We start from the raw sequence: 24990 nt of genomic DNA, 5'->3' as shown, positions 1-24990 counted from the left end.
CTTTTCGTTTTAGATTTCAAAACCTCGCTTTTCTTCAAAACAAAAATAATATTGGTCAGATTTTACGTTTAAAAAAATATTTTTTTAGTAAAAAGTTATAGAAATTTTTGTAAAGCGAAAACGTTTTCATGTTGTAAGATTTATTCTTTTAAAAATGGCTTTTCTTATAAAGAAAATGCCATTTTTTTATTTTATATAGCTAAAGTTAACTCATTAAAAAACAGAGTTTCAATGCCGAATTTTGAATAAAAAACAGTTATTTTTTGTTTTTGATGCTAATTCTTTTGTTTTTGTTTTAAAAGCAATTCTTCTATTTTATTATACTCAAACTTATTGCTCAAATTTTCTATTTCGTGCATTTTTTCTTTCTTTTTTTTATTAATATTGTTTTTTTTGAGTTAGTTTTTTTTAGATAATGCCATTAAAGCAGGATAGCACAGGACGGTTCTCATTCGTCATCGTTATATTTTTGGTATGTACAATAAATGTGTTTTTGACATTTAATTTAAGTTCAATTAAAGTTTTCCAAATTTTAATACAATTGAATGAAGCACATTTAACATGACTAACTAACACTAAATAAAACCTAACCAAAAAACAAAACATTTATGAAACAAGCACTTTTAAAGAGATGTAGTTTTCTTTTGTTTACACTGATGACAGTGATGAGTTATGCTCAAAACTCAAATCTGGTAACAGTAACAGGAACTGTGACTGATAATGTATCTGGTCTGCTTCCAGGGGTAAACGTTACAGAGAAATCTACAAAGAATACTGTTACCACAGATTTTAATGGGCAATTTCAAATTAAAGTAAAACCAAATGCAACTTTAGTTTTTTCTTTTATAGGAATGAGAAAACAAGAAGTGCCAATTGGAACCCGTACAACAGTAAATGTTAAACTTACAGAAGATTCAAACGAGTTGCAAAATATAGTAGTAGTAGGATACGGAAGTCAAAAGAAAGAAAAACTTACGGGAGCGATTGCTACAATAAACGCATCAGATATTCAGGAGTTACCGGTTTCAAACTTATCAGAAGCTTTAAGAGGTCAGGTTCCGGGTTTGAGCGTTATTGATGGAGGCGGTCGTCCTGGTGATCAATCATCTTTAGAAATTCGTCAAACTTATGGATTCTCAAAAGATGGTAGCTCAAAAACACCTTTAATTATTATCGATGATATGATTCAGGTAGATCCAGTTAATGGTAGACCATCGTTAGATGCCTTCAACAGATTAGATCCTTCTGAGATTGAAAGTATGACGGTTCTTAAAGATGCTTCTGCTGCTATTTACGGTTCTCGTGCGTCTCAGGGAGCAATCGTTGTTAAAACTAAAAGAGGAAAAAGCGGTGTGCCAACATTCTCATACTTTAGTCAGTTTGCTGTAAATGATGCTGTTAGTCATAGCAAAACTATGTCGGCTTATGATTATGGTGTTTTTTCTAACAGATTTTTTAAAGGTTCAAACAATATTGGTACTAACGGACAATATCTTTTCAACGATGCTGAATTAGAAGAAATGAAAGGACTTGATTATGATTGGTTAAAAGAAGCATGGAAACCAGCTATTCAGCAAAAACATACTTTAAGTGTAAGCGGTGGTACTGAAAAAGCAACTTATTTTGCGGGTATCAACTACTTTACACAAGGAGCAAACCTTGGAAGGCAAGATTATAACAAATGGAATTTCCGTACGGGAATGACAGCAAAAATCAACAACTCTTTAGATTTTTCTGCAGCAGTTTCGGGTAATTCAGGAGATATTGAAAAATCATTTACAAAAGCTTCTGCTAATATTAATGACAGTAGCTACGGTTCTGCTGCAGGTGGTGAGCAGGCAGATTATGGATTTTTACTTCACATGCCTAAGTACATTCCGTGGTCTACAACTGTAAACGGACAAGAATATTATATGTCGCCATTTCCAAGAACAGACCGTACTTTAGGATCGGCGAATGCAAATAATACAATTGCAGGATGGAATTATTTCGCTGCAATAAACAATGGTTCTAAGCAAACGACAAACGACTTTTCATATAATGTAAATATGTCGTTAAACTATAAAGTTCCATTTATCAAAGGTTTATCTCTTAAAGGAACGTATTCAAGAAGCCAGACTTCTGTAAGTACAGAACAAGTTCAGTTACCATATGATTTAGCCCGAATTATGGGATATGAGAAAGTTGACAGCCACTTAGCAAGTGCTGCTCTTCCAACAACAGAAAATAATGGAGTAAATAATTATTATGTAATTGAAACTAACGCTCGTAACTCAAGAGTATATTACGATAGTAATTTCTCTAAATCTATTCAGGCTAACTTCTTCGCAGATTACAACAGAACATTTGATAACCACGAAGTTGGCGCAATGTTCTCTATAGAGCGTTCAGAATCTGAATTTAAAAGCACACGTTTAGCTTTTGAAAACACAGGTAAAGATTACGGTGGATCTTACCAGACGGCCGGAACTTTAAGTACTAACTCAACAGCATTAAAAGGTGAGCAGGGAACTTTATCTTATTTAGGACGTATTAATTACAGCTACAAATCAAGGTATATGCTTCAGTTTCTTTTCAGAAGTGATGCTTCTACAAAATTTGCTCCTGAAAACTATTGGGGATTCTTCCCATCGCTTCAGGCAGGATGGATTGTGTCTAAAGAAAAATGGTTTACTAACAATATTTCTTTCATAGATTTCTTTAAAATCCGTTACTCAATCGGTAAAACAGGAAACGACAACATCAATGCATGGAGATGGATGAAACTTTATGATGTAATTGCAGATAAAGGATTCCAATTCGGATCTAACGGCGGTGTTTTAGGAAGTGGAATCACACCAAGAGTAGAGCCTAACAGAAATGTGGGCTGGGATACAACAATCAAAAATAACTTAGGATTTGATTTAACTTTATTAAAAAACAGATTATCTATAACAACTGATTTTTATTATGATAAATCAAAAGACATGTTAACAGGTATGGCCGGAGCTGTTGGAGTGCCAATCTCTGTAGGTGGTGGTTTTGCCGAAGAAAATTATGCAGCTGTTGACTCTTGGGGAACTGAGGTAAGTGTAACATGGAAAGACAATGTGAATAAAAATTTCAACTATAATGTTGGTGTAAACTTTGGTCTTTCTGATAACGAAGTTAAAAAATACCCGGAACCAGCTTTAATGCATCCATCAAATAATTTAACAGAAGCAGGACGTTCTCTATTCTTCCCACAATGGGGATTCAGAACCTGGAAAGGAACTTCTTCAGGAGACGGTATTTTACGCACAGATGCTGACGTTGCCAATTACTGGTCATATTTAACAGAACGTGCTACTGCAGCTGGTGTTGCTCCAAACTATATGGGGATTTCTAATGTTTCGAATATGAGAAAAGGAATGCTTGCTTATGAGGATGTTGCAGGACAATTTAATAGTACAGATGGTACTCAGGCTGGCCCAAACGGTCAGATTACTAAAAACGAAGATTACGTAAAATTAGTAAACAGAAACAGAACATACGGTTTTACAACTAATTTAGGAGCAAGATATAAATCATTCTTCATAAAATCACAAATTGCAACATCTTGGGGCGGTTACCGTGCTATTGATGTAGTAAAACAAGGAACATCATCTGCACACAACATGTGGGCACGTGAAACTTTCTGGAACGATATGTATGCTGATGATAACGTAAATGGTAAATATCCAAACTTAGCCAATCAGGATTATATTGCAGTACCGTCTGATTTCTGGCAGTTAGATACTTTCAGATGTACAGTAAGAAACCTGACATTAGGATTTGATTTACCAAAAGATCTTTTAGATAAAATTAAAATTGCAAAATGGTCTGTAGGCGTAACAGGTAACAACCTTTGGGATTTATACAATCCTTATCCGGATCATTACCGCAATATGTACGATAGTTCTTCTGAGAATTATCCAACGCTTAGAACATGGGCTGTTACATTAAACATTACATTCTAATTTTAATTCAATAGGAAGATGAAACTAAAAATGAAAAAATATATAACTATAGCACTTTTAGCAGTGCTTGGTACTTCTTGCAGCGATAATTTTTTGGAAGAAAAGAAAAATTACGGAAGTGTTGACGATTCGTTTTACGAAAGTCAGGAACGTGCTACGGCCTATATCAACAACGTTTATTTTGACTATTATTCTGCTTTTAAATCTCCGGGACAAAGTTTGGTAGGTTCTTTTGCAGATACCTATTCAAAAATGACGGAAGAAATAGGAGGAATTCAGCCCCTTATTAATCCAACACTTACATATACCAATGCAGCAGATGCATCTGGATATTATGGAGGTAAACTAGAGGATAAAATTAATAACGTTCCTTACAACAGAATTAGAGATTGTAACGCCTTTATTGCAGACATTGACGTAAAAGGAGCAAGTTTAGATAAAACTTTTCGCGATCAGGCAAAAGGGCAATTATATTACTTACGTGCTGTTCAATATTTTGATTTAATGCGTGTATACGGAGGTGTGCCGATTGTAACAGAAATTCAGACTCCAAGTACAGACGATCAATCTATAAAACTGCCAAGAGCAACAGTTACAGAAGTAGTGGCTCAAATCGTAAAAGATTTAGATATGGCAGCAAGTTTACTGCCAAGAAACTGGAACTCTGCAGACTATGGACGTGTAACAAAAGGTGCAGCATTAGCAGTAAAATCAAGAGTATTATTAACGTATGCAAGTCCATTATTCAACAAAAGCTGGGATAGTTCAAACGAACGTTGGAACGCAGCTTTACAAGCAGGATTAGCAGCAGAAACAGAATTATCTGGTGCTGGATACGGTTTATATGGAAATTCAGCTAAAGACTGGCAGAATATGTTTGCACTTGGTAACAATGCATTTTGTTCAGAGGCCATTACAGTACAGCTTTTAGGAACTAACACAACCAATTTAGGTATGAGTAATTCCTGGGAAAAAGCGATTCGTTTAATCAGCCAGGGAGGAACAGGTGCTATGGAAGCTCCAAAAGAAATGATTGATTTGTTTCCAATGGCAAATGGTTCAAGACCAACATCTGCAAACGGATATGACGCCTTTACTTTCTTCGTTAATCGTGACCCAAGATTCTACAGAACATTTGCTTTTTCTGGTGTAAAATGGGATTATAAAGAAAGTGTAAAACCAGTTGTATGGGCATACCGTTGGTTAGATGCTTCAAAAAAAGCGTATTATAGCGACTCAAACAACGAAACAAGTCCGGCTTTAGTTAGAAAAATGACTGACGTTACGGTTACAAATGCAAGTAGTTTCCAATATTCAGGAAATGATATTATGGAATATCGTTATGCTGAATTATTATTGAATATTGCAGAATGTTATGCCGCATTAGGACAAACAGGTAACGCTGTTGCTTATTTAGGAAGAATTAGAAATCGTGTTGGTATTCCTTCTGCAAATAATTACGGAATTGGAACATTAGCAGATAAATATGCAGCTATCGAAGCTGTATTATATGAGCGTCGTGTGGAATTAGCATACGAAGGAAAACGCTACTGGGATGTACAAAGATGGATGCTTTATGACAATGTTACTCTTCCGGGAACTACTGGCGGAACAGTTAGTAAATTAGGATTAACACCAATTAATGGTACACAAAGAACAGGGAATTATTTACAGTATAAAAATCCAGCAACATCAGCAGATCCATTAGCTTCAGCTCGAGCAAGTATTTCAGCAGATCCGGATGCAGCTAATTTCCAAACACAGTTAGCAGCTTTAGCTACTTTCTATAATGATAATTTTGTATTAGCAGCACCTCCAACACCTATGGACAACGTAAATAATGCAGCGGTTAAAATTAAATTTAATCCAAACTATTACATCATGGGATTACAAACTGCTGTTCTTACACAAAATCCTTGGTTAAAACAAACAATAGGATGGACTGACGCTTCTGGAGGAACAGGAGATTACAACTATCAGGAATAGATAAATCTTGAATTGCCCCAAATTAAGAATCTCTATTAATCAAAGAATAAAAAATATGACAACTTTCACCTGTATTCTACTCAGATACAGGTGATTTGTTTAAAAAGAATTACCAAAAGTTAAAATTAACATGAAAAATTCCGCATTATTTATCGCATCATCTCTGCTTTTTTTGGGAAGCGCAAAATGTTTTGCTCAATATCCGAAGATAAGTCCAGAAGTACAGGCTCAGGAAAAAGCAATTAAAGAAGAAGCTCAAAGACTTTCTGATGAAGCTTGGACAAAAGCTTTAGTAGTTATTGAAGAAGAAGCAAAACATGGAAAACCATATATTCCGTGGGCAGCAAGACCAACCGACTTACCTCAGGCAGATATTCCTGCTTTCCCAGGTGCTGAAGGTGGAGGAATGTACACATTTGGAGGCCGTGGAGGAAAAGTCTACACAGTAACAAGTTTAGAAGACCGTGGACCTGGAACTTTGCGTGAAGCCTGCGAACAAGGAGGAGCGAGAATTGTGGTATTTAATGTTGCTGGAATTATCAGATTAAAAAGTCCGTTGATTATTCGTGCGCCTTACATTACAATTGCAGGTCAAACTGCTCCTGGTGATGGTGTTTGTATTGCAGGAGAATCAACTTGGATTGATACGCATGACGTAATTATCAGACACGTACGTTTCCGTCGTGGAGAAACTTTCGTAGGTCGTCGTGACGATGCTATCGGTGGAAATCCTGTTGGAAATATCATGATCGACCACGTTTCTGCAACTTGGGGATTAGACGAAAACATGTCAATTTACAGACATATGTACAACCCAGGGCCAGGTTATCCAGATATTAAAGTGGGAACGGTAAACATTACAATTCAAAACAGTTTATTCGGAGAAGCTTTAGATACTTATAATCACGCTTTTGGAAGTACTTTAGGTGGAGAAAACTGCTCTTTCATGAGAAATATGTGGGCAAACAATGCAGGAAGAAACCCTTCTATTGGTTGGAACGGAATTTTCAATTTCGTAAATAACGTAGTTTTCAACTGGTACAACAGATCTACAGATGGTGGTGATTACACTGCAAACTACAACATCATCAACAACTTCTATAAACCAGGTCCAGTAACCGATTTGACTCAGCCAATTAGCTACAGAATCTTAAAACCAGAATCGGGAAGAAGTAAATTGCCTTATATGGTTTTTGGTAGAGCTTACGTAAATGGAAATGTTGTAAACGGAAACGAAAAAGTGACTAAAGACAACTGGGACGGCGGAATTCAGTTAGAAAATAAAAAAGGAGAATTAATGACATATGATGAGGCAAAAGAATACTTTGCTAAAATGAAAGCAGCTAAGCCTTTCCCAATGCCATGGTTCAACAAATTTATGACAGCTGAAGAATCTTATGAATTCGTTCTTAAAAACGTTGGAGCGACTCTGCCAATTAGAGATAAAGTAGACGAAAGAATTGTAAGAACGGTTAAAACTGGAGTTCCAGAATATGCTAAAGGATTAGAGAAAAAAGAATTCTACCAATTCGAACACAGACGTTTACCGATGGATTCTTATAAAAAAGGAATCATTACAGATGTTTCTCAAGTTGGAGGATATCCTGAATACAAAGGAAAACCTTATGTTGATACAGACAAAGACGGAATGCCGGATGCATGGGAGAAAAAATACGGTTTAAACCCGAACGATCCTTCTGATGCACAAGGAGATTTAAACGGAGATGGATACACTAATATTGAAGATTACATTAATGGTGTAAATCCTGCGATAAAAGTGGACTGGAAAGATTTAGCTAATAATAAAGAAACATTAGTTAGACCTTTGTTAGATTTAAAATAAGAATCGGCGAGATTTAAAATCATGTGAATAAAAATCTGCAAATCTGCTAAATCTGCGAGAGAAAAATTAGCCCGCAGATTTAGCAGATCAGGCAGATTAAATATTGTAATTCATAAAATTTATCAAGATGAAATCAATAAAAAATATAGGGATTTTAATGATGCTTTTAGTGTTTGGAAGCAATATAGCGCAACAGCATTTAGATCCTGAATATGTAAAAGTTACTAACGAAAGAGCCGCAAAAATCGTTACCAAATTAGATTTGAAAAACGAAGCAAAAGAAAAAGCAGTTTCAAATATCATCGCACAACAGTTCAGAGATCTAACTGAAATCCAGGACGGAAGAGACGCTGAAATCAAAAAAATAAAAGAAGACACTTCTTTAGCTAAAGAAGATCAAAACAAGAAAATTGATAAACTCAAAGCAAAAGCAGACGAATCAATTGCAAAACTGCACAAATCGTACATCAAAAAATTAGGTAAAGAATTATCTGAAGACAAAATCACTGAAGTGAAAGACGGAATGACTTATGGTGTTCTTCCAATCACAGTTGCGGGTTACAATGATATGCTTCCAAATTTAACAGCAGAACAAAAAGACTATATCTACAAAGCTTTAGTAGAAGCCAGAGAGCATGCAATGGACGCAGGTTCTTCTAAAGAAAAACACGGCTGGTTTGGTAAATACAAAGGAAGAATAAACAACTATTTATCAAAACAAGGTTACGATTTAAACAAAGAAAGTGCTGACTGGCACAAACGTATTGAAGAAAGAGAAAAGAATAAAGCAAAAGATTCTACTGCAAAAGAATAATCTCTTACACTTTACACCAAAAACTATTAACTAGACCACACAATACAATGCAAAATATTTTTCCAAACCGTACTTTAAAAAGAACATTTATGGCGTTGTCATTTTGTTCTCTTGTATCATCGGCGTATGCCCAGTATCCCGTAATTCCAAAACCCGTTCAGGAAAAAGCTGATGCTATTTTAGCTGACGAAGAAAAAAGACTGAGCGAAATTTGGAATGCTAATCTTCATATAATCAAAGAAGAAGCAAAACAAGGAAAACCTTATTTACCTTGGGCTTCTTATCCAAAAGATTTTGTTTTTGCTGATATTCCAGCTTTCCCGGGAGCTGAAGGCGGTGGAGCGTACACACAAGGTGGTCGTGGCGGAAAAATATTTGTGGTTACGAGTTTAGAAGACAGTGGAAAAGGAACTTTTCGTGAAGCCTGTGAAGCTGTTGGAGCGAGAACAATTGTTTTCAACGTTTCGGGAATTATTCAATTGAAAAAGAGAATCAGCATGCGTGCGCCTTACGTAACCATTGCTGGACAAACGGCTCCAGGTGACGGAATTTGTATTGCCGGAGAAACTTTAGAAATTGATACGCACGACGTTATCATCAGACACATGCGTTTCCGTCGTGGAGCTACAGAAGTTACAAGAAGAGATGATGCGCTAGGTGGAAATCCAATGGGAAATATCATTGTAGACCACTGCTCTGTAAGTTGGGGATTAGACGAAAATATTTCTTTATACAGACATCAATTTGCAGCTAATGCAAAATCAAAACTGGAAAAATTACCGGCTTGTAATATTACAATTCAAAACACCATTTCATCAGAAGGTTTAGATACATATAACCACGCTTTCGGAAGTACAATCGGCGGATTAAATAGTACTTTTATGCGCAATTTATGGGCAGACAACATTTCTAGAAATGCTTCTATCGGAATGTATGGCGACTTTAATTTTGTGAATAACGTAGTATTCAATTGGTGGAATCGTACGCTGGACGGTGGTGATTATCGTTCGATGTTGAACATTATCAACAATTATTTTAAACCAGGACCAATTACGCCCGTAAATGAACCTATTTCGCATAGAATTGTAAAACCAGAATCTGGTTATATTGAACCAAAACAATACGGAAGAGCTTATGTTTCAGGTAATTTTATTGTAGGTTCACCTGAAGTTACAGCAGATAACTGGAATGGCGGAGTACAATTGGAAAATCTTCCAGAAGCTGAAACAAAGGAATTTTTAGCAGCAATCAAACAGCCAAAACCTTTCTCAATGCCAAAATTTAATATCATGTCGGCTGAGGAAGCTTATGATTTTGTTTTGTCTAATGTTGGAGCGACAATTCCGAAAAGAGATGCGGTTGATGAAAGAATCCTAAAACAAGTTCGTACAGGAAAAATCGAAGTTAAAGACGGTTTAGAAAACTCAATTGGAAAAGAATATATCAAAAGAAGATTACCTGCCGATTCTTATAAAAAAGGAATTATTACACATCCTGACCAAGTGGGCGGATACCCAACTTACAAAGGAAAAGCCTATAAAGATTCTGATAATGACGGAATTCCAGATGCTTGGGAAAAGAAATATGGTTTAAATCCAAACGATGCTTCAGATGCCAATAAAGATGCAAATGGAGATGGTTATACGAATATCGAAAAGTATTTTAACGGAATCGATCCAACTAGTAAAACAGATTGGACGAAAATCGAAAATAATACGGATACTTTGGCTAAGTTAAAATCATTATTGCAATAGTTAAGTATTTTCAACACAAACCTGACAGGTTTTTAAAACCTGTCAGGTTTAATTACACAAAAGAATATCCATTTAGTTTGTCATTTCGACGCAGGAGAAATCTTCACAAGAAGCTCCACAAAGAATATCAATCTTTGCCGATATAGCAACGAAGATTTCTCCTTCGTCGAAATGACAAGATTGGAGAAAATTGGATTTTATAAATTTATTGTTCCTTAAAAGGTTAATTTTAAGAATCTAAATTCTGAAATTTAAAATAAGAAAAAGTGAATTTCAATCAATTACAAAATATAGTTTCTTCTTATAAAAATACATTTTCGTTAATGTGTATTACTCTTTTCATTAGTGGAAACATCACAGCCCAAAACAATTTCCCAGATATCGTTAAAACCAAAGAAGGAAAACTTTCTTTCACAACAGATAATCAAGGAAATAAAATTCCTGATTTTTCTTTTGCAGGATACAGAAATTCTGAAGTTGCACTTCCAAATCTGAACAATAAAATTTTTGTTTCCAAACAAGAAGAAGATGCAACTCAAAAAATCCAAAACGCTATTGATTATGTAAGTTCATTAAAACCAGATAAATCAGGTTTTCGTGGAGCTGTTTTGTTGGATAAAGGAACTTTCAAAATCAGCGGAACATTATACATCAGAAAATCAGGAGTAGTATTAAGAGGAAGCGGAAATACCGAAAACGGAACCGTACTTTTAGGAACCGGATTAGAAAGAGAAGCTTTAATTAGAATTTTGGGAGAAAATGATAAAGTGTATCAAGATTCATTTGAATTCGCCAATGCTTATACGCCACTTGGAACTCAGAAAATTCAATTAAAAAATACAGCAAAATTAAAAGTCGGAGACGAAATCGAAATCAGCAAACCTTTAACCGATAATTTCATTAAAGAAGTTAACATGCAGGATTTCGGCGGAGAAACTTCTTGGATTGGCTGGAAAAAAGGAGATTGGACTACAACCTGGAATAGAGTTGTAGCCAAAATAAACGGAAACGAAGTAACTGTAAACGCTCCAATTACAATGTCTTTGGATGATGCTTTCGGAAATTCAAAAGTAACTGTTTATTCATGGGAGGGAAGAATTGAAAATACTGGAATTGAAAATATTTTAATAGAATCAACTTATAATTCATCAAACTTAAAAGATGAAGAACACAGATGGCAGGCAATCAGTATTGAAAACACTAGAAATGCGTGGGTAAAACAAGTGAATTTCAAACACTTTGCAGGCGGAGCCGTTACGGTTTTAAAAACAAGTCAGCAAGTTACGATTGAAGATTGTATTGCCACAGAACCGATTTCAGAAATCGCTTCATTCAGAAGACATACTTTTTATACCGAAGGCCAGCAAACTTTATTTCAACGCTGTTATTCAGAATTTGGATATCATGATTTCGCTGTGGGCGGATTTGGAACAACAGGCCCAAATGTATTTGTTCAGTGCGAATCACATTTGCCATTCGAAAATAGCGGCGCAATCGGAAGCTGGGCAACAGGAATTTTATTTGACATTACAAACATCGATGGAAAATCTTTAAGTTACAATAATAGAGAACAAGGCGGAAGAGGCGCAGGATGGACATCGGCTAATTCCGTAATCTGGGAATCATCGGCATCAAAAGTTGAATGTTACAGCCCGCCAACAGCACAAAACTGGGCTTTTGGAGTTTGGGGACAATTTGGAGGAAACGGATATTGGAAAAACGTAAACGAACATATCAGTCCAAGAAGTTTATTCTACACACAACTAGAAGCCAGATTAGGAAAACTTCCAGTTGAGCCTTTTATCTATGATTTAGGTTCAGAAGCTTCTTCAAGTCCGAGTGTAGAAGTAGCTGAGGAATTGACTAAAAACGCTGCAACGACAGCAAAAAGTCTACAGGAGTTGATTGCAGAAGCTTCAAAAGCAAATCCGATTAATACAGACAGTAAAGGCTTAAAAAATGCAAACGATTTAAAAATTATTCCAAATAAAACAGAAAAATCAATTTCAAAAGTAACAACAGAAAACGGTTGGTTGACTTTTGAAGGAAAAGTAATTGCAGGAAAAGAAACCAATGTAGCATGGTGGAGAGGAGATTTAACCGATGATTTCGTAAACAAATCGACACCGCATATCACGCGTTTTGTTCCAGGAAGAACAGGAAACGGATTGACAGATAAAGTACAGGAAACGATAGATTATTTGACTAAAAATAACATCGTTGCCTTAGAACATAATTACGGTTTATGGTACGACAGAAGAATGGACGATCACGAACGTGTTCGTAGAGTCGATGACGATGTTTGGCCTCCGTTTTACGAACAGCCTTTCGCCAGAAGCGGAAAAGATTTTGCTTGGGATCATTTGAGTAAATACGATTTAACAAAATTCAACGATTGGTATTGGAGTCGTTTAGCTCAGTTTGCAACGCTTGCTGAACCAAACGGACAATTGTTAATCAATCAGCAATATTTTCAGCATAATATTTTAGAAGCTGGAGCACACTGGGCAAGTTCACCTTGGCGTTCAGCAAATAATATCAATAGTACAGGATTTCCAGAGCCACCGCCTTATGCAGGAGATAAACGTATTTTCATGGCGGAGCAGTTTTATGATATTACGAATCCTCAAAGAAGAAAATTGCACGAAGGTTTCATCAGAAAATCATTCGAAAATTTTCAGGAAAACAGCAACGTAATTCAGTTAACAAGTGCCGAATATACGGGTCCGCAACATTTTATGGAATTTTGGATTGATCAGGCACAAAAATGGAAAGATGAAACTGGTAAAAAAGGTTTAATTGGTTTAAGTGCTACCAAAGACGTTCAGGATGCTATTTTGAATGATGCCAAAAGAGTAAAAACCGTTGACGTAATCGACATTCGTTATTGGTATTACAAAGAAGACGGTTCAGCTTATGCACCACAAGGAGGCGTAAATCTAGCCCCAAGGCAGCACGCCAGAAAACTAAAAACCGGAAAAGAAACCGACAATCAAGTTTATCGTGCAGTTCGTGAATACAGAGAAAAATATCCTGAAAAAGTTATTTTATATTCAACAGATAGTTCGTCAAGATTCGGATGGCCCGCTTTAATGGCAGGAGCTTCGATGCCAAACATTCCGAAAATCGAATTGCCTCAATTTTATTCCGCTTTAAGCGAAATGAAATTAGTTGACGGAAATACGTTTTCAGACAATCTTTGGAAATTGGAAAACAAAGGAAAAAGTTATCTTTTTTACTTGAAAAACGATCAGGATATTACCATCGATTTAGCAAACGAAAAAGGAATATTTGAAATATTTGCAATCAATGTTTCAACAGGAAATATAACGAAAAAAGCCAACATCAGCGGAGGAAAACAAGTCACAATACTTCAAGCTGAAATAAAGGAAAAAGTGCTTTTTGTAGTGAAAAAATAATTAGCCACAGATTGCACAGATTAAAAGAATTAAAAATAAAATCTGCCTAATCTGCGAAATCTGCGTGAAAAAAATTATAGACAAAGCTTGGATAATCCATTAAATCAGTGAAATCTGTGGCAAAAAAATAAATACACAATTTAAAACAACCCAAAATGAATCTGAAAATTAAATATTTATACGCCTTAAGTATAAGCTTTTTGTTGACAGCACAAAGCGGATTTTCGCAATCGACAAAAGCATCTCTGCCTGAAATCAAAGTATCTAAAAATCAGCATTATTTTGTTACCGAAAACGAAAAACCATTTTTCTGGCTAGGCGACACAGGCTGGCTGGCATTCGGAAAACTGGACAGAGCAGGCGTTGATAAATATTTCAAAGACAGAAAAGACAAAGGATTCAATGTTGTTCAGGTAATGGTTTTGCATAATATAAATGCTGTAAACGTGTATGGAGATGCAGCTTTAATTAACGAAGATGTTTCAAAACCCTTGATTACGGCAGGAAATGATTTCAAAGATGCAAAACAATACGATTACTGGGATCACGTAGATTATACTTTAGATGTAGCTCAGAAAAACGGAATTTATGTAGCAATGGTTCCAGTTTGGGGAACTAATGTTTCAAAAGGAAATAAAGTAAGCAAAGAACAAGCAACTGAATATGCTAAGTTCTTAGCTAATCGATATAAAAACAGAACCAACGTAATTTGGTTAAACGGTGGAGATACTCACGGAAATGAATTTCAGGATATTTGGAATGCCATCGGAAATACTTTAAAAACCAACAATCCAAATCAGTTAGTGACTTTTCATCCGTTTGGAAGAACCGATTCTTCAGAAAACTTTCACAACGAAAAATGGTTGGATTTCAATATGTTCCAATCAGGACATAGAAGATACGATCAGGATTCATCAAAAACGAATTTCAAAGAAGATAATTACAAATTCGTTCTAAGAGATTTCGAATTAAAACCAACAAAACCTACACTTGATGGAGAACCGTCTTATGAAGGAATTCCACACGGTTTACACGATACTTTACAGCCAAAATGGACAGCAAGCGATGTTCGCCGTTACGGATATTGGTCGGTTTTATCAGGTGGAGCTGGATACACATATGGGCACAATGCCGTAATGCAAATGTTCAGAAAAGGCGATAAACCCGCTTACGGAAACAAAGAATTATGGACATCTGCAATAAATGCTCCTGGAGCAAAACAGATGGTTTATATTAAGAAATTAATGGAAGAGTTTCCGTTTTTAGAAGGAGTTCCAGATGTTTCTTTAGTGGTTAATCAAGGCGAGAAATACGATTATATTTCGGCCATAAGAGGAGAAAAATACGCTTTATTATATACTTACAACGGAAGAATAATAGAAGTAAAACTAGGAAAAATCGCTGGAGATAAATTCGAAGCAACTTGGTACAATCCGAGAAACGGAAAGAAAACAAAAATCGGAACATTTGATAACAAAGGAACTCAAAACTTTCAGCCAAAAGGAAAAAAAGAAGATGGTAATGACTGGGTTTTGATTTTGAGATCTATTTAAGTGATTAGTGAAAAGTAATTTATAAAAGATTTTGGGGTTACCCGCAATCTTGTCATCCTGAGGAACGAAGGATCCTCGCAAGTAACTCTACAAAGTTGCTCAAGCATGCGGAGCTACTAACGGAGATCCTTCGTTCCTCAGGATGACAAAAATGAGGATAAAATAATGCAATTATGAAAATTAAAAACATACTAATAATACTCTGCTTCATAATAGGTTTAAACACCACTTTTGCACAAGACGGTTGGATAAACATCCTAAAAGAAGGCGGAAACAACAAAGGAATAAAATGTACCCAAGCCATTCAGAATGCTATTGAAAAAGCATCTAAAAACGGTGGAGGAACTATCTTTTTCCCTGCTGGAGAATATTTAACGGGAGCTTTAACATTAAGAAGCAACATTACAATTCACTTAGATTCTGGAGCACTTTTAAAGTTCTCAGAAAACTTTGATGATTTTCTTCCTTATGTAGAAATGCGTTACGAAGGAATTGTAATGAAAAGTTTCCAGCCTTTATTTTATGCAAAAGACGCAGAAAATATCACCATAAAAGGAAGAGGCGTAATCGACGGACAAGGAAAAGCGTGGTGGAATGAAGTTTACCGAATCGAAACGGCAAAAGAACCGCTTCCTCCAACGAAATACCAAACTATGTGGGAAGAGCAAAACAAAGGGCTTTACACAGAACCATACTACAAAAGAACGGTAGATAAGAGATTTTTTAGACCCTCTTTCTTTCAGGCTTACAACTGCAAAAACATTTTGATTGAAGGTGTAACTTTTAAAAATTCGCCGTTCTGGACCATCAATCCAGAATTTTGTGATAATGTGACTGTAACTGGAATTTCTATTTTCAATCCGCATTCGCCAAATACAGACGGAATCAATCCTTCTTCTTGTACCAATGTTCATATTTCAAACTGCCATATTAGTGTTGGAGATGATTGCATCACGATTAAATCAGGAAGAGACGGCGACGGACGTAAATATGGAAAAGCAACAGAAAATGTAACGATAACAAACTGTACGATGTTAAGCGGTCACGGTGGAGTGGTTATCGGTAGCGAAATGTCGGGTGGAATCAAAAAAATCACGATTTCAAACTGTGTTTTTGACGGAACAGATCGCGGAATCCGTATTAAGTCGGCTCGTGGAAGAGGAGGAGTTGTAGAAGATATTCGTGTCGATAATATTGTCATGAAAAACATCAAAGAAGAAGCTATTGTTTTGAGTCTTTTCTACGATAAAGGAACTACGGTTGAACCAGTAACTGAGAAAACACCGATTTTCAGAAACATCCACATGAGCAACATCACGGCCTCAAACGTAAACAAAGCTGGACAGATTTTAGGTATTACCGAAATGCCAATTCAAAACATCACTTTCTCCAACATCAATATGGACGGAAAAGAAGGTTTTACCGTAAGCACGGCAACAGATGTTGAATTTCACGATGTAAAAGTGAACGCAACTGTAGGTTCGTCTTTCAAAATCTCAGATTCAAAAAATGTGATTTTAGACAACGTTGGATCTTCAACAGCGATAAAAGAAGTTCCAGTTATCAAATTAGATAATGTTTCAAATGCATTGATCAATAATAATTTTCCATTCAATCCAACCGATATTTTTATTGAGGCAAATGGAAAAGACACTAAAAATATTTTCCTGAAAAATAATGTGTTCAACAACGTAACAACAGCGATTAAAAAAGGAAAAGATTTAGATAAAAAAGCGATTACAGAATAGTTTGTTCCTGCAAGGTTTTCAAAAACTTGTAGGTATTTAATAATTATATTTAGAAGCAGAAATATCAGGCTTTTTTGGAAACAACATCCCGCTTTCCGTTACAATCTTTTGTACTGAACCCCAGTACAAAAGGATTTCCACTGCAATCGGGGCTAAAGAGAAAGACTAGGCTTGATCCTGCAAGGTTTTCAAAACCTTGTAGGTTTAGATTAAAAGTATAGAAATACCTACAAGGTTTTGAAAACCTTGCAGGAGAAAAAAGAAGAAATGAAAAAAATATTCATCATATTAACCCTTTCGCTTTTTGCTGTGAGTTATTCACAAAAAAAGAAAGATTTATATCTTTTTACGTCGTTTAGAGAACCCGCAACAGAAGGTTTATATTTGGCATACAGCGAAGACGGGTACAATTGGAAAGGATTGGAAGGCTCATTTTTAAAGCCAGAAATCGGAGCGAGTAAAATTATTCGTGATCCGTCAATCACAAAAGGAGCAGACGGAACCTATCACATGGTTTGGACAACCGACTGGAAAGGCGGAAATGGTTTTGGCTATTCAAGTTCAAAGGACTTAATTCATTGGTCAGAACAGCAATATATTCCGGTAATGAAAAACGAACCAGAAGTCGTAAACGTTTGGGCGCCTGAGATTTTTTATGATGATGTGAAAAAAGAATACATTATTATTTGGGCATCTACAATTCCGTTCCGATTTGAAAAAGGAGTGGAGGAAGAGAAAAACAACCACAGAATGTATTACGTAACGACAAAAGATTTCAAAACGTTTTCGGATACAAAATTATATTACGATCCAGGTTTCAGCGTAATTGACTGCGTGATTGTCAAAAAAGGAAAGAAAGAGTATGTTTTGGTTTTGAAAGACAACACAAGACCTATGCGAAACATAAAAGTAGCTTTCGGAAAATCGCCTTTAGGGCCGTTTCAAAAAAGTTCTGAGCCTCTGACAGAATATTTATCGGAAGGTCCAACGGTAGTGAAAGTCGGTAAAAATTGGCTTTTATATTATGATAATTACGGTTCAAAAAATTATAAAGCGTTAAGCACAACAGATTTTGTTCATTTTGAAGATGTATCTTCTAAAATTAGTCTTCCAGAAGGACACAAACACGGAACGATTACAACAATTTCAGCAGACGTTTTAAAAGGATTAATTGATAAAAAATAAAAATCAGCTAAATCTGCAAAATCTGCGAGAGTAATTTTTTTCTCCCGCAGATTTGCAGATCAAGCAGATAAAAATATAAATTGCAATGGTTATTTTCCAAAACATAAAAACCAACGTCATCACAACGGCCACAATTCTTCTGGCTTGCACCGCTCTAAATGCACAAAACGACACGGTACGTTACGTTGGTAAAACACTTTCAAACATCGATTATCATCATGGACAATTGAGTCCAGCAGTTGGAGTTCACGCCACACAAATCATGCGTGCCAGCCGTGAACATCCAGAAAAAGCAGATGGTTTTGGATGGACGTACAACCACCAGCCGATGATGGCGTATTGGAACAATACCTTTTATCTGCATTATTTAAGCGATCCTTCGGGAGAACATATTCCGCCAAGCCAGACTTTATTAATGACTTCTAAAGACGGTGTAACGTGGACAAAACCAGAAGTGATTTTCCCAATTTATCGTATTCCTGACGGATGGAAAAAAGAAGGCGTTGAAGGCGTTGCCAAAAATCTAGATGCGATTATGCACCAAAGAATGGGATTTTATACGTCAAAAGACAAACGACTTTTTGCTTTAGCGTATTACGGAATCGCAATGGATGAAAAAGACGATCCAAACGACGGAAAAGGTATTGGGCGTGTCATTCGTGAAATCAAGAAAGACGGAAGTTTCGGCGAAATCTATTTCATCAGATATAACAAAACATGGGATAAGTCGAAATCGAAATTCCCATTTTATACTGCATCAAAAGATAAAGGTTTGAAAAAAGCCTGCGAAGAAATTTTATCAGAACCATTGGTTTTACAACAATGGGTGGAAGAAGCCGATCGTGATGATGAATTAATTCCGTTACAGAAACCATACAAAGCATTTAGTTATTATCATTTACCAAACGGAAATGTAGTCGGGTTATGGAAACATGCTTTAACTTCGATCAGTAAAGATGGCGGAAAATCTTGGGATTATATGCCATTGCGCGCACCAGGATTTGTAAACAGCAATGCTAAAATCTGGGGACAAAAAACATCAGACAATCGTTATGCTACACTTTACAATCCGTCAGAATATCGCTGGCCTTTGGCGATTTCGACAAGTGACGACGGTTTAAATTACAAAGATTTATTATTGGTTCATGGAGAAGTAAGTCCGATGCGATATGGAGGAAACTACAAATCTGCAGGTCCTCAATACGTTCGTGGAATCACAGAAAAAAACGGAACTCCGCCAGACGGAAAAATCTGGGTAGGTTATAGTGTAAATAAAGAAGATATTTGGGTTGCTTCGATTCCTGTTCCAGTAACTTCAGTTGTAACCGAAAATGTAAATGACGTTTTCAATACTCTTCCTGATGGAGAAGAATTAAAATTATGGAATACGTATGATCTTTCTTGGGCATCAACCAAAATCGAAAAGAAAGCCGATGGTAAAAAATGGTTAACGTTAAGAGATCAGGATTATTTTGATTATTCTCGTGCCGAAAGAGTCATTCCTTTTGCTTCAAAAATGGAAGCCGTTTTCACCGTAAAACCAGAGCAAAATAATCATGGTTTATTACAAGTTGAATTCCAAAACAAACAAGGTTTGCCTTCTGTAAGATTAATTTTTGATTCGGATGGAGAATTAAAGGTGAAAAATGGTGCGCGTTTGAGTTCGGTTACAAAGTACGAAGCAAACAAAGCATATACAATCACAGTTAAATTAGATGCTAAAAACCGTCAGTACACTATAAAAGTAAACGATGGAAAAGAATCAACAAAGATATTCTATGCGCCAACAGATGGTTTTGAGCGAATTATGTTCCGCACAGGAGAGCAGAGACATTCACCAGATCCAGATACAGCGCCAGATACAGACGATTACGACGACCTGCCTCAAACCGGAAAATTAATCCCAGAAGCAGTATTCAATATCGAATCGTTGATAACTAAAAAGTTGTAAAGAAAAATAGCCACGAATTCACGAATTATTTTTATAATCGATACGTGTTTTTTGTCATAAATTAATCGAATTAAACTTTCGGTAAAAATTAGAGAAATAAAACGCAAAGAATAATTAGAGAAAATTCGTGTATTCGTGGCGAAAAAAAATATACAAAGTGAAGTTTTTTAAAAGCATATTATTATCCGTTTGTCTTCTAGGAACTGTAGTTTCTAATGCGCAAGTTCTGCCAGTACGTTTGACCACGGAAATGGCAGAAAACCCGTTAGCAGTGGTTCAAAATCAGCCAAGATTAAGCTGGCAATTGATTTCAAAAGAATCTGATGCCTCACAAGTCGCTTATTTGATTTTAGTAGCTTCATCAGAAGAAAAACTAAATAATGACGATGGAGATATTTGGAATTCGGGAAGAGTAAATTCCGATAAAAACCTGCATATTCTTTATAGCGGAAAACCATTAAAAAGCGAAACCAAATATTTCTGGAAAGTTAAAGTTTGGAATCAATCAGGAAAAGTTTCAAAATGGAGTAAAACTGCTTCATTCAGAACCGCTTCACTAGAATCAGATTTAAATCCAACTTGGATTGGTGCCATTACCAAAGCTGATAGTCATTTACCAGAAGGAAGAACGTATCATACAGCGACTTTCAACAGAGAAAAAAAGATGTCCTTTATCAATGCTTCCGATTCTTTGGCGCGCAGAAGTATTATGCTTCGTAAACCTTTCGAAATAGAGAAAACAGTCAAAGAAGCCGTTGTTTATATTTCTGGTTTAGGACATTACGAATTGACTATCAATGGGAAAAAAGTTGGAAATAGTCAATTTGCGCCTTTGTGGACCGATTATGATAAAACGGTTAATTACAATGTTTACGAATTAAGTCCAAAAGAATTTCAAAAAGGCGATAACGTAATTGGTGTTTTGTTAGGAAACGGAATGTACAATACACTTGCAGAAAGATATACGAAATTCTTCGTGAGTTTTGGTCCGCCGACTTTATTCTTTAAGATGAAAATCAAGTATAATGACGGTTCAGAAGAAATTATAAAGTCAGATGGATCTTGGAAATACAGCAAAAGTCCGATTACTTATAATAGCATTTTTGGAGGAGAAGATTACAATGCCAATTTAGAACAAAAAGACTGGAATCGTAAAGGTTTCAAAGATAGAGAGTGGAAAAAAGTAGTCGTTCAGGAAGCGCCAAAAGGAGTTCTTAGACCACAGACAGCACCTCCAGTTACGATTCAGAAACAATACGAGGTGAAAACCGTAAAAGAGCTGAAACCCAATTTCTATGTTTTTGATATGGGACAGAATCTTTCGGGATTTCCAACCATCAAAGTAAAAGGAAAAAGAGGGCAAACAATTCGTGTTTGGGTTGCTGAAGGATTAAATGAAGAAGGCACAATCGCGCAAGGAAGATCTGGAAAACCGTATTATTACGATTACACTTTAAAAGGTGATGGTGTGGAAGAATGGACACCAAAATTTAGTTTCTACGGTTATCAATATGTTCAGATAGAAAACATTAATTACAAAGAAGATAAGAATAAAGAGTTTCCAACTTTGGTTGATTTAAAATCGAATTTTATTTACAATTCGGCTGGAGAAGCGGGAAGTTTTGCTTGTTCGAACGAGATTTTCAACAAAACTCATGAACTGATAAATAACTCGATAAAAAGTAATTTCCAAAGTGTTTTTACCGATTGTCCGCAACGTGAAAAATTAGGCTGGTTGGAAGAAATTCAGTTGAATGGCCCAGGTTTGATGTTCAATTACAACTTGCAGAATTTCCTTCCTGCAACGATGCAGAATATTTCTGATTCACAACGTGATAACGGATTAATTCCCACAATCGTTCCAGAATATGTCATTTTTGGAGGTGATTTTACCGATTCTCCGGAATGGGGCGTAACAGGCGTAATTTTGCCTTGGATGTATTATGAATATTATGGAGATGCTTCATTATTAGAAAAATATTATCCAGTAATGAAAAAGTATGTTGATTATTTAGCAACCAAAGCGACAAACAATATCGTTTCACATGGATTAGGCGATTGGTACGATTACGGAACACATCCTGCAGGGTATTCTAAAAATAGTCCGATTGCGCTTTCTGCCACTTCGCACTATTATTATGGAGCGTATTTGACGGCTAAAGCAGGAAAATTATTGGGCAAAACTGAGGATTTTGAGAAATACAATACGTTGGCTTCAGAAATTAAAACAGCTTTCAACAAAGAGTTTTTCAACGAAGAAACCAAGAAATACGGTACCAATAGTCAGTTTAGCAACGCTGTTCCGATTTTTATGGATATTGTAGAAGCGCAATATAAAGATGCGGTAATGCAGAGCCTTTTAGCCGATATCAAAGAAAAAGGAGATCGTTTGACAACAGGTGATGTTGGAAATCGTTACTTATTTCAAACATTGGCAAGAAATGGCGAAAACGAAACGATGTATAGAATGCACAATCATTACGATGCGCCGGGTTATGGTTTTCAGATTAAATTTGGCTTGACCACTTTAACCGAACAATGGGATCCGAGGAAAGGAAATTCTTGGAATCACTTTATGTTAGGGCAAATTGAAGAATGGTTTTATCAGAGTTTAGCCGGAATTATGTCTGATCCTGAAAAACCTGGATTCAAACATTTCTTTATTCAGCCAGAAGTGGTTGGCGATATGACTTTCGCGAAAGCGGACTATCAATCCGTTTACGGAAAAATTGCTTCTTCTTGGGAAAAGAAAGACGGCAAATTTATTCTGACCGTTCAGATTCCGGTAAATACAACAGCAACAATTAAATTGCCAGTTGCTAAAAAATCAGAAATAAAAATCGATAATAAAAGAGTTGGAGCAGGTTTTAATGAAAAAGCGCAAAAGCCTGTTTTAGAATTAGGATCAGGAATTTATACAATAGAATGTACAATATAATGGAACACGGATGAAACGGATTCGCTATCGCGAAGACGCTGATTTATACGGATTTTTGATTTTATTATAAAATGTAAAATTGAATTGCCTCCAGTTTTAACTGGAGGTTAAAAAATAACACAGGTTACAGGGCTTTAGCCAAATAAATAAGTTAGGCTAAAGCCAATTGTAGAAATCAATAATGTTTTCCTCCAGTTAAAACTGGAGGCAATTAAAAAAAAATAAAAAAATCCGCTTTGATCTGCGTCTTCGCGATAGAGAATCCGTCTCATCAGCGTCCCAACACACAACAATATCAAAATGAAAAAAATAAAATACATCTTCTTAGTTTCCATTTTTGCTTTGACATTTGCCAATGCGCAAAGCACTTCCGATACGAATTTTAGAAAGCCAGTATCAGAAACGCTTAAAAAAATCGAGACTATTTTTAACGTAACCATCAACGATGACAGAGGTTTATTAAAGGGAAAAGAACTCGACTATGCCGACTGGAGAATTGAACCCGGAAATCTGCCACTTTCGCTGACTAATATTTTAGCGCCGTTTGAATTGATGTATTTTAAACAACCCGATGGAACCTACATCATACGCAAGTATGAAAACCATAAAGTTTCGGTAGATAAAGGAAAAGAACGCTTGTTTTACTTAGAAAGCCTTTATTCGACCAAAGAAGAATGGGAGAAACGCAAAACGGAGTTAAAAGCTTGTATGATTGCATCATTTGGATTAGAAAAGGCACCCCCAATGCCGAAGTCTAAACCACTTTTAACTCCAAAAAGAATTTACAAAGACTACAGTGTAGAAAATATTGCTTTGGAAATTCTTCCGGGAGTTTATGCCACAGGATCGATTTATAAACCGTATCCTTTCAATAAAAAATCGGCTGTAATTATTACGCCAGACGGGCATTTCGGCGACGGAAGATACAGAAAAGACGAGCAGTACCGTTGTGCCATGATGGCCAAAATCGGCGCAATTGTAGTTGGTTACGATTTATTTGCGTGGGGCGAATCGTTATTACAGTTTCCAGAAGAAACACATAGAAACAGCATTGCATCGACTGTACAGTTGCTGACAGGAATTCGTTTACTGGATTATTTATCAACCGTAAAAAATGCCGATATGTCAAGAGTTGGTGTTACAGGTGGTTCTGGCGGAGGATCGCACACGATGTTTTTAGCAGCGGTTGACGATCGTGTAAAAGTTTCGGCTCCGGTTGTAATGGTTTCGTCACATTTCTCAGGCGGTTGTCCTTGCGAAAGCGGACGTGGAATTCACTTGTGCGGAAACGGAACTAACAACGCCGAAATCTCTGCAATGATGGCGCCAAAACCACAATTGATTGTTTCTGACGGAAAAGACTGGACATTGGCGGTTCCGGAACTGGAATTTCCTTTTATCCAAAGAACATACGAATTGTACGGAAAGAAAGATTTAGTAGAGAATGCCCATTTTGCAAAAGAAGGACATGACTTCGGAATCTCAAAACGTATGGCTTTGTATCCGTTTATGGCGAAATATTTAAATTTAGATTTGGATAAAGTCAAGAACGACAAAGGCGAAATCGACGAATCGACTTGTGTGATTGAACCAAAAGAAAAGTTACTTGTTTTTGGAGATAAAGGCGAAAAATTGCCGAAAAATGCCCTGAAAGATATCAACAAATTATATGAAATGTTCGGAGAAAAAAATCTGAAAGTATATGAAGTTAAGAAATGATATTTGGGCGTGACCCAATTTGAAAAAGGGGGCACTTTTGTAACCGCTCATTTCGCCCCCTTTCTCAAATTGCGTCGGGCTATCCGCGCTACTTCGGTAGCCA

At 36.2% G+C, this 24990-nt stretch carries 12 protein-coding genes; all 12 read left to right on the top strand.

What is annotated here, in order from left to right; genetic code table 11:
- The first annotated feature begins 608 nt into the window (after nt 1–608).
- The 12 genes from ABDW27_RS02345 (at nt 609) to ABDW27_RS02290 (ending at nt 24887) form a co-directional block, all read left to right on the top strand.
- A complete protein-coding gene (locus ABDW27_RS02345; protein ID WP_343694449.1) occupies nt 609–3977 on the top strand; it encodes a SusC/RagA family TonB-linked outer membrane protein in 3369 nt (1122 codons plus the stop codon).
- Nucleotides 3978–4007: 30 nt separating this feature from the next.
- Nucleotides 4008–5963 carry a RagB/SusD family nutrient uptake outer membrane protein gene (locus ABDW27_RS02340; protein WP_343694448.1) on the top strand — a complete coding sequence of 652 codons (1956 nt, stop codon included), beginning with the start codon at nt 4008–4010 and terminating at the stop codon, nt 5961–5963.
- A gap of 130 nt (nt 5964–6093) precedes the next feature.
- Nucleotides 6094–7806, top strand: coding sequence for a polysaccharide lyase (locus ABDW27_RS02335; protein WP_343694447.1), 1713 nt, complete (start codon nt 6094–6096; stop codon nt 7804–7806).
- A 127-nt stretch (nt 7807–7933) separates the two neighbouring features.
- The gene (locus tag ABDW27_RS02330) at nt 7934–8620 is read left to right on the top strand and encodes a DUF3826 domain-containing protein (protein ID WP_343694446.1); all 687 of its coding nucleotides are present in this window, start codon (nt 7934–7936) and stop codon (nt 8618–8620) included.
- Between the two features lie 47 nt (nt 8621–8667).
- The gene (locus ABDW27_RS02325) at nt 8668–10374 is read left to right on the top strand and encodes a polysaccharide lyase (RefSeq protein ID WP_343694445.1); all 1707 of its coding nucleotides are present in this window, start codon (nt 8668–8670) and stop codon (nt 10372–10374) included.
- 266 nt (nt 10375–10640) lie between these two features.
- Complete coding sequence (locus ABDW27_RS02320) at nt 10641–13793, top strand: DUF6298 domain-containing protein (protein WP_343694444.1); 3153 nt, start codon at nt 10641–10643, stop codon at nt 13791–13793.
- 155 nt (nt 13794–13948) lie between these two features.
- The gene (locus ABDW27_RS02315; RefSeq protein WP_343694443.1) at nt 13949–15346 is read left to right on the top strand and encodes a glycoside hydrolase family 140 protein; all 1398 of its coding nucleotides are present in this window, start codon (nt 13949–13951) and stop codon (nt 15344–15346) included.
- A 173-nt stretch (nt 15347–15519) separates the two neighbouring features.
- Entirely contained in the window at nt 15520–17094 is a 1575-nt protein-coding gene (locus ABDW27_RS02310) for a glycoside hydrolase family 28 protein (RefSeq protein WP_343694442.1), read from the top strand.
- 267 nt (nt 17095–17361) lie between these two features.
- On the top strand, nt 17362–18279 hold the full coding sequence (locus ABDW27_RS02305) for a glycoside hydrolase family 43 protein (RefSeq protein WP_343694441.1): 918 nt from the start codon (nt 17362–17364) through the stop codon (nt 18277–18279).
- Nucleotides 18280–18364: 85 nt separating this feature from the next.
- Entirely contained in the window at nt 18365–20230 is a 1866-nt protein-coding gene (locus ABDW27_RS02300; protein ID WP_343694440.1) for a six-hairpin glycosidase, read from the top strand.
- Nucleotides 20231–20387: 157 nt separating this feature from the next.
- Nucleotides 20388–23168: a glycoside hydrolase family 78 protein gene (locus ABDW27_RS02295; protein ID WP_343694439.1), complete on the top strand. Its 2781-nt coding sequence runs from the start codon at nt 20388–20390 to the stop codon at nt 23166–23168.
- 300 nt (nt 23169–23468) lie between these two features.
- Nucleotides 23469–24887 carry an acetylxylan esterase gene (locus ABDW27_RS02290; protein ID WP_343694438.1) on the top strand — a complete coding sequence of 473 codons (1419 nt, stop codon included), beginning with the start codon at nt 23469–23471 and terminating at the stop codon, nt 24885–24887.
- Nucleotides 24888–24990: the final 103 nt, after the last annotated feature.

Source organism: Flavobacterium sp., from assembly GCF_039595935.1.
GTDB lineage: Bacteria > Bacteroidota > Bacteroidia > Flavobacteriales > Flavobacteriaceae > Flavobacterium.
Note: the sequence above shows the minus strand (reverse complement) of the source record. Positions and strands in the feature narration are given on the sequence as shown.